The organism is Nocardia brasiliensis (assembly GCF_011801125.1).
In the GTDB taxonomy this organism is placed as follows: Bacteria; Actinomycetota; Actinomycetes; order Mycobacteriales; family Mycobacteriaceae; genus Nocardia; species Nocardia brasiliensis_C.
In genome coordinates this window covers 1,024,810-1,038,280 of record NZ_CP046171.1, presented here as the reverse complement: position 1 = coordinate 1,038,280, position 13,471 = coordinate 1,024,810, and the positions used below count along the sequence as shown (strand labels likewise).

General features: G+C 67.8%; 9 protein-coding genes. All 9 read right to left on the bottom strand.

The annotated features are described in order from the left end of the window. Window positions 1-8: 8 nt before the first annotated feature. Entirely contained in the window at window positions 9-515 is a 507-nt protein-coding gene (locus F5X71_RS04705; protein ID WP_238815717.1) for a YbaB/EbfC family nucleoid-associated protein, read from the bottom strand. A gap of 16 nt (window positions 516-531) precedes the next feature. Beyond that, window positions 532-885: a hypothetical protein gene (locus tag F5X71_RS04700; protein WP_167460822.1), complete on the bottom strand. Its 354-nt coding sequence runs from the start codon at window positions 883-885 to the stop codon at window positions 532-534. A gap of 225 nt (window positions 886-1,110) precedes the next feature. After that, window positions 1,111-1,488: a toxin-antitoxin system YwqK family antitoxin gene (locus F5X71_RS04695; RefSeq protein WP_167460821.1), complete on the bottom strand. Its 378-nt coding sequence runs from the start codon at window positions 1,486-1,488 to the stop codon at window positions 1,111-1,113. A 2-nt stretch (window positions 1,489-1,490) separates the two neighbouring features. Beyond that, a complete protein-coding gene (locus tag F5X71_RS04690; protein WP_167460820.1) occupies window positions 1,491-3,290 on the bottom strand; it encodes a hypothetical protein in 1,800 nt (599 codons plus the stop codon). A gap of 124 nt (window positions 3,291-3,414) precedes the next feature. Then, the gene (locus F5X71_RS04685) at window positions 3,415-3,864 is read right to left on the bottom strand and encodes a TY-Chap domain-containing protein (RefSeq protein ID WP_167460819.1); all 450 of its coding nucleotides are present in this window, start codon (window positions 3,862-3,864) and stop codon (window positions 3,415-3,417) included. Then, entirely contained in the window at window positions 3,861-4,352 is a 492-nt protein-coding gene (locus F5X71_RS04680) for a DUF6301 family protein (RefSeq protein ID WP_167460818.1), read from the bottom strand. The genes F5X71_RS04685 and F5X71_RS04680 overlap by 4 nt, the downstream gene beginning before the upstream one ends. A gap of 243 nt (window positions 4,353-4,595) precedes the next feature. Next, window positions 4,596-11,729, bottom strand: a complete 7,134-nt coding sequence (locus F5X71_RS04675; RefSeq protein WP_167460817.1) for a hypothetical protein — start codon at window positions 11,727-11,729, stop codon at window positions 4,596-4,598. Between the two features lie 23 nt (window positions 11,730-11,752). Then, window positions 11,753-12,076, bottom strand: coding sequence for a hypothetical protein (locus F5X71_RS04670; protein WP_167460816.1), 324 nt, complete (start codon window positions 12,074-12,076; stop codon window positions 11,753-11,755). A 451-nt stretch (window positions 12,077-12,527) separates the two neighbouring features. Beyond that, the gene (locus F5X71_RS04665; RefSeq protein ID WP_167460815.1) at window positions 12,528-13,304 is read right to left on the bottom strand and encodes a MerR family transcriptional regulator; all 777 of its coding nucleotides are present in this window, start codon (window positions 13,302-13,304) and stop codon (window positions 12,528-12,530) included. Window positions 13,305-13,471 lie beyond the last annotated feature (167 nt).

The following is a 13,471-nucleotide window of genomic DNA, read 5'->3' as shown; positions in this document are numbered from 1 at the left end:
CCACCCGATTACCAACCGGAATCGGTGACCCCCGGCTTCTTCGGCTTGACCTGCTCGACGGTTTCCACATTGTCGAACGTCATCGCCTGGTCGGCGGCGGTGCGGTCGAACGCGTCGGGCTTGGACTGCGGGGCGCGCTCCACCGGTGGCATCATCGAGCGCAGGTCAGGCATGCCTTCGACCAGGTCGGACAGCTTCGGCAGCCGGGCACGATCCTCCTGGACGGACGCCATCAACTCCTGTGACCGGCGCATCACGTCGGCGGCGGCCTCCTGCGAGGCCTGCAGCACCGCGCGGGCGAGTTCGGAGTATTCGAGGTCTTCCACATTGCGGCCGAACTTGACGTCGATGACCACACCGTCGGCGTTCACCGACACGGTGACCCGGCCGCCACGGACCGAGGCCTTGCCCACGAGCGCCATGCGCTGCCGTTGCAGTTGGGCGATATTGCGAAGCTGCGACTGCACCTCATCCATGAGCCCCGCGACGTCACCACGCGAAAAGTCAGGTGTCACAGCGATCGACCTTCACTCACTTGTATTCGAAGCCCTGACGGTTGCGTTCTTCCAAAATCGTCTCGATTTCGTCGGCAACCTTCGCTTGCGAGTCGGCAAGGCCATCGAAAGTGCCCGACATTCCCTCACTGCCGTTCTCTCCGACGGCGAAGTCGTGCATGTTCTTCTTCGAGGCGTTGTAGCCCGGCTGACCATCGGCGCCGTCGGTGAACTGCTTGCCGAGCTTGTCGTTGCCCCAGGGCGCGCCTCTGCCGGAGATCGCGGTCTCCAGGTCCGACCACACACCCGCGACTCGGGTGCCGACCGTACGGGTCTTACCGGCGGCTTTACGGAATGCGGCGGGATCGACCTCGAATTTCTCATCGGCCATCGTGAACCCCTTCCTGTACCGACCGGGGCAGCTGCCCCCGTTCACGACCCACTCGCCCATTCATGCGTCGTTCACGTGCGCAGCGGCGAACAGTCAAACAACGGTAACACCAACAACACTCATCGACTACACCTGACAAGAGGCCCACCGACCCCCAGAATCTAGGGGCACCAGAGTGCCGGGCATAACCCCGTAACGCCTCCGACATGCCTCTCACCTGCTAATTCAGCCTTGATCGGGCCGCGGGATCTGGTCGATCAACTCACCCTTGTCGTTCCACTTCTTCCGGGAGACCAGCTTGCCCGGCGCCTCGAATACGCTGACCTCTCGCAGACTGCCGTCCGGGAACCATTCCCGCCACTCCCCCACCGGCCGGTTCTTGGCGACCATGCCGGTGTGCTTGGGGGCGCCGTCGGGATACCAGCTCTTACTCGGGCCCTCCTCGAATCCGTCCACGAACGTCCACAAGCCGATGATCGTCCCGGCGGCGTCCCGCTCGACCGCCTCGCCGGTATAGCGCTCGCCGCGATAGAACATCTGGCTGTACTCGTTGGACATGTCCGCGTCGGGATCGTCGACGTCGATCGGTTCATTGCCGGTCATCGCTATGCCTCCACCCCGCTGTGCCGCTGTTGGAATCGCTGCTCGAACTCCGCGATGAAGATCGACGGTGCCACCGACGACGAAGACTGCTCGAGTACGCCGTCGTCGGCGACATAGAAGATCGCCCGGCCGATCGCGATCTCGCCCGGTTTGGTCGGCACGTAGACCATCCAGCCGATGCTGATCCGCTCCGCGCGCAGGTCCGACAGCGGGTAGCGCGAGGTCTGCATGCCGCTGTCGATGACGAACTGACGCACCCGAGCCAGTGCGTCCTCCTGCGGCATCGGCTCCGGCAGCGTCATGGTCACGCCCGCCATGGAAAGTTGGAAAAAGGCGCTGTCCACATCGAATTCGCCGTCCGCGCCGAAGACATCGGCCAGCGTGGCACGCGTGACCACCCCGATCTCGGCGGCCGACACCAGGGTCGCCGCGGCGGCGCGCTGCCGCTCGCTCACCTCGTCTCCGAGCACCCCGCAGACGATGTCGACCACGGTTTCCGAGGTCCACATGCCGGGCACCGCGTCGCTCAGCTCGTCGGCGATCGGCGACTCACCGCGATACCAGTTGCCGCCCTCCCACCAGTAGCAGAACGACAGCAGCCCGCCCGCGACCCTGGCGTTCAGCACCGGATTGGCGACCCACTCGGGAGCGCCCGCATACAGTCGCGGCATCGGCTCGCCGTCGTTGTAGGCGCGGGCCAGCGCAGGCGCGTTCCACACACCGCCGGACAGGACGGCCCGGCCGCCAGGCAACGAATACAGCGTGGAACCACTGCGCTTGAGACCCTCGAACCAGCTCATCGAGGGCAGCACCCGAGGTCCCAGTTCCGAGCCCGCGGCGACGAAGGCCGCGGCGATCACGGCCCACCGGGCGGCCATCAGGGGAAAGGCAGGGAAGTCGTGTTCGGACAGCACGCCGCGCCTGCCCGTGTCCCGATCCGCGCGCGCCTGAATGGCCGCGTCCAACGGTGTGCGGGACTGGCGATCACCGTGACCGAGATACGCGGCGAGCCAAATCGGCAGTGTCGCACGCGGATACACCTCGAGATCGGCCCGGTAGATCTCCGGCGCGAACAGTTGGTCGTCCGGGAACGGCTCGTCACCGTAGTCGTAATCGACCTCGACCTCGCCGGTGTTGGTCAGGGTGAGCAGATAGCGCCACCACGGCCCGTCGCTGAGCCGCGCCGACAGATGCCGGTGTTCCCGGACGAGCGCGAGCACCTCATCGGGCGGGAAGGCCCGCGCGACCCGGCCCTGCTCGTCGGTGAAGACGACCAGCGCCACCTCGGCGCCCACCGCCATCGCGAAGGTCGCCTCCAGTCGCGTCCACCCCTCGGGTCCGCCCGCACCCAGCTCGCGGGCGACCTGATGGCTGATCGCGCTGGTCCGTTCGCCGACGTCCTCGGTCTGCGGTGGCGCGGCGCCCATCAGCGTGAACCCCACGTCGGGGTCGTCCCCGTCCGGCGGCTCGACTCCGGCGCTCGCGAGCAGTTCGGCCGCGTTTCCCCCGACATCCGACTCGGTGGCCAGCGAGTCGAAGAACTGCCGCATGAACTCCGCGCGAGCGGCCTCGTCATCGGTCGCCGACGCACCGCCGGAAGGCTCGTCGGCGGCGGGGCGCATCACCGTCCGCAAGTAGCGGCGCATGAAGGCGTCCTGCTCCGGGGACGGCCCCTCCGACAGCGGCGCCGGCTCGGACGGTGGCGCGGTCGGGGCGTTCGAACTCGCTTCGGAGGGCTCGCGATCCGTAGCCGATTCGGCGCGGGGCCCGTCCTGCGCAGCCTCGTCGTCTGGTCTGGTCACGTCGCGAAACTCTCCTCGTCTGGCACACGGATATCGGCCGTCCCGTGGGACGGCGGCACGAATTCATCCTGGCACAGCGAACACGATGGGGAGCGGCGAATATCGCGCTACCGCGCGCGACTGCTCATCCGGCCCGGGACAACCCCAGCAACGGCAACTCCAACGGGCTATTGCCGGTGTTCTCATTCCACGCCCGATAAACCAGATCCGTGGGTTGCGGGACATGCAGCGCGTCGCGCAGCCCGGTCACCACCATCGACGCCAGCCGAGCATAATCCGCCGTGCGGATCGGCCAAGGCAACTCGATCCACCAGTTGTCGCTGTGCTCGAAATCCGGCTGCCGCCATCCCGCGGTTTCGATCAGTTGCTTTCCCGCGTCCCCTGCTTGCGCGACCGGGTCGAGCCACTTGTCACCGACGAGTTCCGCCCACAATTTGTCCGCGAGTTGCAGGAATTGCGCGTAAGGCGCCACCTCGGACGCCGAAGTGGACTGCGTCAGCTTCACGATCGCCCCCTCGGGCAGCTCGGCCAGTTGCGCGGCCAGCCCCGCGGTGAACTCGTCCCACCCGGTCAATTCGTTCCTTGCTCTTCGAGTTCGACAGCCTGATCGCGCAGCGCCTGTTTGGCATTGGTCACCAAGGACAATTCGACAACGACGCCGGAAAACTGCAGCATCACAGTGGTTTCCGCGCCCGCCCACCGAACTTCGGCGGACTTGCCCGGTTTCCGAGTGGTGGGCTCACCGAACGCGGCCGTCAATGCGGCGGCCATCCTGGCGAAGGCGTCGCGGGTCTGCGCCCGCTCTGGCGATTGATCGCGAGCACCACCGGTGACCTGCACCGTGATGTAGTCGGCCTGGCCTTCCCAACCGACGAATCGCCCAGTATCGACGCCGAGCCCGACATCGAGCATCACCCAGTTGGGCTCGGCGAGCACGACCTCCCAGCCGAATTCCGCCGCCACCGTCCCGGCATCGTCCAGCCGCCACGACCACTGCAACGACCGCAACCGAGTGGCCAACTCGACGATCTCCTCGTCGGTCAACGCCCGCCATTCCGCCATACGATCACCCTAGTTGCCCGATCGGCCCTCGTGCTTCCGCGCGCTCGACTGTGCCACAAAACCGCAGAACGACACAACACTGTCGGACACCGACGGCGGCCCGGGCGACATCGGTGCTGAACTGCGGTTTCATCGCCTGGGTGCGGACGTGCCAGATTTGGCCGCATCCGCCGCTGGCCGTGGCAACGGCAGCAGTCGGGAGTCAGAGTTCTCTTGCCGGTCTGCGGACGTGCGGACGTGCGGTCAGGCGAAGATGGCGGCGCGGCGTGGGGCGTCTGCGATGAGATCGCGGATCAGGAGGCCGAGATCCATGTCGGCTGGGAGCGAGCGGTAGCGCAGGTCGGTGGCGACCGCGCCCGCGACGGTGACCACGAACCGCGTGGTGCGCTGATCGCTCGGACCCCATTCGACCGCGACCGGGCCGTCGAGATCGATGTCCCGGTTGCCGATACGCAACCCCAACCTGCCGCGGTGCCGATACAGCACGACCGGGCTATCGCCCAGTTCGCCATACACGCCCCCGAGCGGACGCACACCCGTCGGCGTCGCCCGCAGCGCTCCCGACGCAGGCTCGAACTCGGCGAACACGCCGTACCCGACGTACGGACGCACCACAACCGTTGTGCCGCTGTTGCTTTCGCTGCTGTACGAACGTCGCCCGTACCGACTGTTGCGACCGGCTCCGCCCGATTGTGTCCCCGGGTCCACTGGTGGGGCGGTCGGCGCGCTCAATCCCGGGGAGGTATCCGCCACGGGCAACGTCGACTGCAGAGGAACCTGAAGTGAGATAGGAACGTTCGGCGGTACCGGAGTCTGTAGGTGAGCGGGCGCGAGTGAAGACTGCGGACCGCTAGGTGGTTGCCAGCTCGGCGACACCGGGGCATGTGGCAGACCGGGCGGGTCCGGCGGCGTCGGGATCTCGGACCAGACGATTCGGTCCGGTGACATCGGGGCTTGTGGCAGGCCAGGCGGCGTCGGAGGCACAGGCAGGGCCGGGGGTGTCGGGATCTCCGGTGGGATGGGTAGGTGTGGGGAGGTGAGGACCCCGGGTGGCGGCGGCAAATCCGGGGACGGAGGGAGGCTCGGTGGTACCGGGATCTCTGGCGGCACGGGGAGGTTAGGTGGTGTCGGGATTTGCGGCGGCAGCGGCGGTGTCGGATTACCCGGCGGCACAGGCAAGTCCGGCGGGATCGGAATACCCGGCGGCACAGGCAAGTCCGGCGGGGTGGGGACACTCGGTGGGGCCGGTTCTGTTGGAGGGCATGGGGGGTCAGGCCGCGGGGTTACGGATGGGGTTGAGGGTTGGGGGTCTGGGACGGGCCACGGTTTCGGGGTGGAATTCGGTGGCTCGGGGAATTCGAAGTCGTGGTCCTTGGGTGGGTGTGGGAGGTGCGAACGTAGTGAGCGACCCGGCAAAGGTGGGACGCGATGGGAATCATCTTCGGGTGTGCCGGATTCCGGCGGCTCGCGGTCGTCACCGCGATTCGTGTGCGTGTCTGCGTCCGGCTGCGACTCGGACTCATTCGGCTGCCCAGCCCTTCGTGATGGTTCGGGGCGTGCCGTCGGATCCGCAACTGGGCGCCGCGCTGGATCATCGGTGGCGTGCGTTGAATCCGGCTGCCGCGCCGGCTCTTCCCGTACGGAACCCTCCTTCGCACGGTCACTTGGTCGTTCCGGTGGGGCGCTACCGGAGCGATCGGCCGAAACGCGCTGCTGTGCAGGGCTATCCGTACCAGTTGACTTCGGTGCGGGCGTCGCCCCCGTCGGCTGGTCGCCCGAAACAGGTGGCCGCTCGGCAGCACCGCCGGAACCGGGCCGGGGCGGCGGGGCGGTAGGAGGCGCGGATGTGGACGGGTCCTCGTCCGGCCCGCTGAGGTGCCGGGTGTTCGGACCTTCGCTGGGCCGACCGTGCGGTGTGTCGCCCGAATGTTGGTCTGGAGCAGCATAGAAATCTTCGGCCAGGGCGGCGAGGCAGCGGATCTGGGTCGCCCGCTGTCGGACCTCGTCGCGCAGTTTCGCGATTTCCGCGGCCAGCTCCTTTGGGTCGAGTCCCTCGTGCTTTTCGATCTTTCCGTCGCGATAGGCCTCGTACACCTTGCGGAAGGTGGCGTCGTCGGCGTCGGCCAGGTCCACACCGACCAACCGGGCCCAATCCCGATTCGGGTCGGGACGGCCAGCTGTGTTGTCGCCGTCGCGATCCCCGGTGCCGTCACCGTCCTGTCGGGCGTGATGAGCGGCGAGCGCGTGCCCCAACTCGAGCGGGTCACCCGAGGCGAACGCTTCACCGATGATGTCGCGCACGGCATGGATCGCCTCGGGATCATGGATCGGCGGCTCACCGGTCACGCGCGGGTCGGCGGAAAGATCGCCGCGCGGCACATCGGCGTAGGGATCGACCCGGATCAGCGCGTCCACGTAAGCGGTGAGCGCACGCTTCAGCAGGTCCTGTTCACCCGCACTCTCCAACTGCGCGAACAACTTGCGCAGCTTCTTCGGATCGAGGCTCTTCGAGTCCAGCCCGTGTACGAGCCGCCCCGCCTCGTTCTTGGTGTACTTCGGCGGGAACAACGCCGCGGGATCGACGCCGAGCTGCCGCGCCAATTGGTCACGAGCCGTGGCGAAAACGCCGGGGTCCAGATCGCGCAGCTGCTTGGCATAGGCGACGAGGTCGGCCACCTGCTGAGCACGCAAAGCGTTTCGGAACGAGGTGTCGGCGAGCGCGTCGGCGAGGCGTTGCGCGGTCAGCTCCGCTTCGGGAATGCCGAGGCGCGTGGCCAATTGACTGCGCGCGTCGCTGATGTCATTGAACGAAGCGATCTCGTTCATCGACCGTGCGAAGTCGGCGAGCGCCTCGATCTGCCCAGCTCGAACGGCATTGTCCAGCTTCAGATCCGCGATCGTGCGCGCCAGCTGATCCGGACGCAAGGCGTCGGTTTGCAGTCCCAGCGACCGGGCGAGGTCCACCAGTCCGGCGAGCATCTCCTCGCGCGGCCGCGACGCGGCCGCCGCAGCCTCCCCGCCCGCTGGTGCGGTGTGCGGCGCATCGGTGTCGTCGAGCAGCACCGGCCGCCACCGACCGTCGCTGTCGCGCAGCAGGGTTACCGCGAGATCGCGGCCCTCGATCTGTTCCCGATGGTGATAGACCTCGGGCGTCCCGACGGGCTCGAGGTGGATGCGACCGTTTCGATCCGTCCTCGCCTGATGGAAATCGACCTGGACCGCACCGCGATTCACCGCCTGCGCGAGGTCGGGATGCTCAGCGAGCACCCTGGCCAGGGCTGCGGCACGATCCTGCGGACCGTCGATGACCACCAGACGGTCCGAGACGTCGTCGCCGACCGGTATTCGCACGACCTGGTCACCGAACGGCTCCCCGACGGTCGGTTGATCGGCGGACTCGGGGTACAGGCGGATCTCGGCAGCGTCGGCGAACGCCGCGAGCCGATCGGCGCGCGCCTGATTCGCCGCCCGCAGTTCGTCGATCCGCCGCGGACTCACCGAATCGATGTCGAGTCCGAACATCTGTGCCCAGGTGGACAATTCATCGCGGAGCTGGTCTCGACGCAACGCGTGCTCGAAGTAGGTTCGCGGGCCCTGATCACGACCGAGCTCGTTGTCATCCGGCCCGATATCACCCCATTCCTTCAGTGGGTCCGCGCCGTTGCCGACCGGGGTGTAGTCCTGCACGCCCGGCGAGCCGTCGAATGCCGCGTTGATCTCTTTGAGGAAGCGGCCCATCGGGTTCTCGTCGAAGAAGCTGACCTCCTCGGCGTACGGGATGGGCTGACCGGCCGGGTCCGGCTCGCCGCGCCGGGAGCGGCGCCGGTCCGTACTGCCCTCGTCGAACTCGTCTTCGTAGAAATCGAATTCGTCGTCGCCCTCGTCGTGCCTGCCCTCGTCGTGCCTGCGCGCGTCGGGACCGTCGAGTTCGCCCGGTCGCCGACGACGCTGGTCGGACTCCGGCAGCGCGGACCGCGAATCCCGGACGGTCACCTCGTCTCTGGTGTACGGCCGGGTCTGCTCCTCGTGGAAACGCCGGTAGGCGTCCGCGAGTCCCTCGACCGCTGCGGCCTCGCGCAAGGTGCGGTATTCCTGCTCGTCGATCGTTCGGCGCACCGTAGCCGGATCATCGTCAGGCAGTTCGAAGCCGAGACGGTCCGCCAGGTGGGTCAGCGATTCGTCGGCAGACGGCGGATCAGCCGGTGCCGCAGCAGGTTCGGCCGGAGCCAGCGGCTCCGGCTCGAGCACCGTGGCCTCGTCCGCGGAGATCAGGCCCAACCGCTCCATGTCTTCGACGATCCGCTGCCGCTGGCCCGGATCGGCCACCGCGAGCGCATCGGTCAGGACTGACCTGGCTTCCTCGGCTGACATCCGACCGACCTCGAAGAGATCGGTGATGGTCTCCCGCACCAGGTCTGGATCCGCGTCGCTGACCCAGAAGCGATATTCCGCACCGTCCTCGGTGCGCGGCGCTACGAAATCGCCCGCGACATCGCGCTCGCGTCCCGACAGGTGACCTAGGAGGGGCACGAGTTCTCGGTTCTTCCACAGCGTCGCCCCCTCTTTCAGGATGCGGGCGACGTTGGGCGCGTTGCCCGCCCCGGGCTCGGGGGCCGGACCCATAGTCGGGATGTCCGGGTTGTGTGGTGGGTGCGGTGCGGGTGTCGGGGCGGACCGATCGAACAGGTCCGGCGCGCTCGCGACACCGTCCCGCAGAGCGGTCTGCCCGCGACCGTCCTCGCCCGAGCCGGAGGGGTATTTGGGGTTGTCCCCCACATACCCGCGCACGTGAATGCGGTCTCGAAAACGTTCCCACGCACGGCGCACCGCCGACTTCCGCTCGCCCTCCTCCGGGCGGTCGCGACGAGCAGGCTCGGCCCCCTCAGTGGCAGGCGCCGCACGCCAACGATCTTCGCCGTCCGGACGCAAGGCCAAACGCACCTGCTCACCTTCAATGTCGATGGTGAGCGGGCGGGTCTCATCGGCACGCACGATCTCGTCCGGTTCCAGTGACGCGTCGGAATCGGTGTCGCGCTTCGCGTTCGAGTGGTCGTCCGGCTCGTCGGCAGACGCGGGCAGGGGTGGTTCGCCGGGCGGCTTGTTACCCGCACCGCCCGAACCCGATGCGGGCTCGTCCGGCGCGCCATCCGGCTCGGGCGGACGCCGACCGACATCGACATCATGCAACTCGGAGGCGCGTGGCGGCGGGTCGGTCTCGCGATACTGCCGCGGAATTCCGTTCTCGTCGAACAGGATTGTGCGGGTGAGCTGGACCGGATAGTCGCCATCCGGCAGGACCGGCGGAAAGCCGTGGTCGGGGCCCCTCCCCCCACGGCCACCCCCGGCTTGGCCTCGCATCTCCCCTACTCGGCCGCGATCGTCTCCAGCCCGACCACGAGCCTCGCCCGGCTGACCACGGCCTTCCCCCGCGTGACCACGAGCCTCGCCCGCGCGAACAGGGTTCCGCGAGTCTCCGCCCGCACGCCCCTCCGACGTCTCGGAGCGTGCCTCCACGCCTGCGCGCGGCTGGTCGACACGCGGTGCGTCCGAACCTGTGTGCGCCCGGCTATCGCCCACCGCCGACCGCAGCGGGCTCGAAGACGTGGAGGTACTGCGACTTTCCCCACCGGCGGCGGTTCCCGCCGAACCCTGCTGGGCAGAACCAGCATTTGTGTTGGCGGTGAGCGTAGGCGTCGCCACTCTGTCGGCCGGTCCAGTATGCGCCGTACCCGGTTCACTGCCGGTGGTCGTAGCGTCGATGCGACCCTCGGCACCGGACCCGATCCCCGCATCCTGCGTCGCCGCGCCATCGCGCTGATTCGCGATCCCAGTCGAATCAAGCTGCGCGGCAGTAGGTTCAGCTCGCACACCGGGCTCCGACCTGCCGTGCGCGCCACTATTGTCATCGGTCCGAGCCGCCGCGTCGCTCGCACGGCTATTTGAAACCGCCTCGCGGTCCGCCCGATCCGCGCCGCGCACGGCATCGCTCGACCGGCCGGTGGAGTCACCGGCGGCACTGCCATCGCCTGCGTTCGAGAGCCTGTTGCCTTCCGCCTGCCCGACTCCGCCCCGCGCTGGCCGACCGTTGTCTCCTTCCGCACCGGAATTGCCAGTAGGCCGCGTCGCACCGCTTCCGTCACCAGCCGCTCTGCTCGCATCCCCGGCTGACCTGGCACCGGCACCACTGTCGGTCCGACTCCCGTCACCAGCGGTCCCGGCACCAGCACCACTGACAGCCCGACCCCCGTCACCACTCGTACCAACACCGTCACCATCGACAGCCCGACTCCCGTCTCCGGCACCCCCCAGCCCAACTCGCGCACCGTCGGTCGTCTGCGCACCGCCGAGGCCGTTGACGGCTTCCCCGAATCGTGCCCCGAAGTCCGGTCTGCCGAACATCTCCGGCCGCATGCTGCCCCATGCGTGCTGTGCGCCAACCTTGTTCACGGCCGACATGGCGCCATTGCTCGCACCGGCGGTGAACATCCGCCAATCGACCGGGGTGTGCTTCAGGTTGTTCCAGGCGTCGCCCCAGCCGTTCTTCGCGGCGTCGATCCCGAACTGGGTGCCGGTCGCGGCGACGAAACCCGCTCCGGCGCCGACCAAACCGGCGGCGGGGCCGGTGATCGCGGCGCGCATCCACGGCTTCATCTCGGCGCTCAGCTTGTTACCGAGCCAGTCGCCGAACGGCCCGGCCGCGGCACCACCGGCGGCCGAGCTCACCGCCGTGACCGCGACCTGTTCCCAGTTGATCCCCTTGCGGTGCCCCTGATCCACCTGCCACTGCTGGACACCCAGTTCCTGCAGGGTGCCGAGTGCCGTGTCGATCGCGACATGGCGCACCATGAACTTCGCGAACTTCGATGCCACGATCTTGCCGACATGCCGCGCGATCGCCGCGGCCACCCGCTGGCCGATGACGCGCACGGCCACCCGGGTGAGCCCGATCGCGGCGGCCTCGACCGCGGGCGCGGTCGGCGGAAACAGCCATGCCGCAGCGAGTTCGGCGGCCAGCAGGCCGAGCGAGGACCAGTACATGAGTTTGGCGTACTCGATCTCGGTGCCGACGTTGGCCGCGGATTCACCGATCTGATCGAAGAGCGTCGCCAGCTTCTCCAGCGACTGGTCGTGGTCGGATCCGTCCCCGGATCGCATGCTGTCGAAGCCTTTGACCATCTCCTCGACGCCCTCGCCCACCGGATACGCGGTCAGCGAGGCACTTTTCGCGGCGTCGATATCACCGAGGATGGTGCGCAGGTCGGCGGCGGCGGTGTGCCAGTCCTGGGCCAGCGCCCACATCTGGTCTTCGTTGCCTTCTGGCCATTCCATGCCGACGATCGGCTCGAGCCATTCCAGCCAGCCGGGCAGTTCGATCATTGTGCGCTATACGCGAATCGGGCTCAGTTGAATCCGTCGCGGTTGCCGTTTTCCATCTTCTCGAGCAGCCTGGCGCTCTTGATCTGGCCGGTGGCGAAGTTGTCGAGCGAGCCGGCGATGTTCGAAGCGCCGGTGATCATGTTGTCGCGTGAGCAGGTGTAGCCACCGGAGCCGTCCGGCCCGTTCGCGAAGTTGCGTCCGAGTGTGTCGTTGCCCCAAGGGTTTCCGCGTGCGTTGAGCGAGGTCCGCAGGGTATGCAGTACCGCGTTGATCCGGTCCCGCGCGTCTCCGGTCTTCTTCGCCGCCTTGAAGAACAGATCCGAGTCGTATTGGACTTTGTCCGCCACCCGCGTTCCCTCCGCGCATGTGCGGTCGCCCGCACGTCAGCTCCTACGGATTCGACGATGACAGTCCATGGCAACTCGGCTGTGGCTCGGAAATGAACGGAAAGTGCCACGACAGTTACAGCCAACGGGGTAGGCGCACCAGGCGGTCGGCTAGACGAAATGCGCTATACGCGTTGATGTTCGGCAGCGCGGGCGCGCGCACCGCATCGGCCGACGCGGACCGAACGACCCCGAGTGGGAGCGCCGATGTCCCCTGCTTCCCCTCATCGGTGTTCGCATCAGGGGACACGGCGGCCACCCAGGGCCGACGGTAAGGCCCCGGGGACATGCGCAGAGATTGGCGTCGCTTTGGGCATGCCCCCAGGTCCTGACACGACGTTACATCGAGTAATGCGCCGCTGTCTAGCGGCAAGATTTGAGCAGCGTCAGCCCCTCGCTTCGACCAGGGAACTCACCGTCCGGACAGTTCGCCCCCGAGCTCGGGGATATCCCGCTCCAGATACCGCGCGATAAACCGGCCGACGAGCTCCGCGGCCGCTTGACCAGGAAGTATCCGGGTCGCCGCAACACGCTCGGCCAGCTCGTTACGATCGGCCGCACCGCGCCCCGACCGCCGGAAGCCCTGCCACGCGGTCCGCTCGAAGGTGTCGACGAAGCGACGGGCGATCCGATCGCAATCCCCTTGCAACCGCTCGACCTCGTCGAGCGCCTGCACCGGCGTCGCGCCCGCCGCCCACAGCTGCTCGACGATTCTGAGCAGCGGACGATCGGCCACCCGATAGGTGGTGGCGTCGACGGGTTCGTACAGTCCCGCCGCGACCACCCGGGCGAAACCGTTCGGAACCTCCCGATACATATCAGCGAGTTCGGTTGCGGCAATTAATGTTTCATCGTTCTCCGGCATCGGCGCCGCGGGCTCCTGGACAGCGGTCGGCGCACCGGAGTGCGCGTGCGGCTCCTGGTCCGGCACCCCGAGCACGTCGCCGAGATCGTCGCCTCGGTCCCACGCCTCGAGCAGCTCCCTGATGCCGTTCAGCTTGATGCCGCGATCCAGCAGCCTGCCGATGGTGCGCACCCGATTGAGGTGCTCGTCCCCGTAGAACCCGGTCCGCCCCTTCACCTGAGGAGGCGGCAGCACGCCCCGCTCGTGATAGACGCGCAGACTCCGCACGGTTGTCCCCGCCTCGCGCGCCAGCTCGTCGATAGTGAACTCGGTATCCGCTGCCATACCTCAAGGAAACCACACCGAAACAATGTTGTTCACCCACCTGAGGTGCGACGCCTCGACTGCACCACCCGCAGATCCGCCCCCGCGCGGCCCGGCCGGACGACTCGGGCACGCCCGCGGAACCCGCCCGATATCGCCTGCCGCCCAACGGTTTGCCGCCCGATTGC

What these genes read in the sequence shown, in the direction of transcription:
- F5X71_RS04700 (WP_167460822.1), bottom strand. Translation starts at nt 885, where the DNA reads ATGGCCGATGAGAAATTCGAGGTCGATCCCGCCGCATTCCGTAAAGCC.
- F5X71_RS04695 (WP_167460821.1), bottom strand. Translation starts at nt 1,488, where the DNA reads ATGACCGGCAATGAACCGATCGACGTCGACGATCCCGACGCGGACATG.
- F5X71_RS04680 (WP_167460818.1), bottom strand. Translation starts at nt 4,352, where the DNA reads ATGGCGGAATGGCGGGCGTTGACCGACGAGGAGATCGTCGAGTTGGCC.
- F5X71_RS04675 (WP_167460817.1), bottom strand. Translation starts at nt 11,729, where the DNA reads ATGATCGAACTGCCCGGCTGGCTGGAATGGCTCGAGCCGATCGTCGGC.
- F5X71_RS04665 (WP_167460815.1), bottom strand. Translation starts at nt 13,304, where the DNA reads ATGGCAGCGGATACCGAGTTCACTATCGACGAGCTGGCGCGCGAGGCG.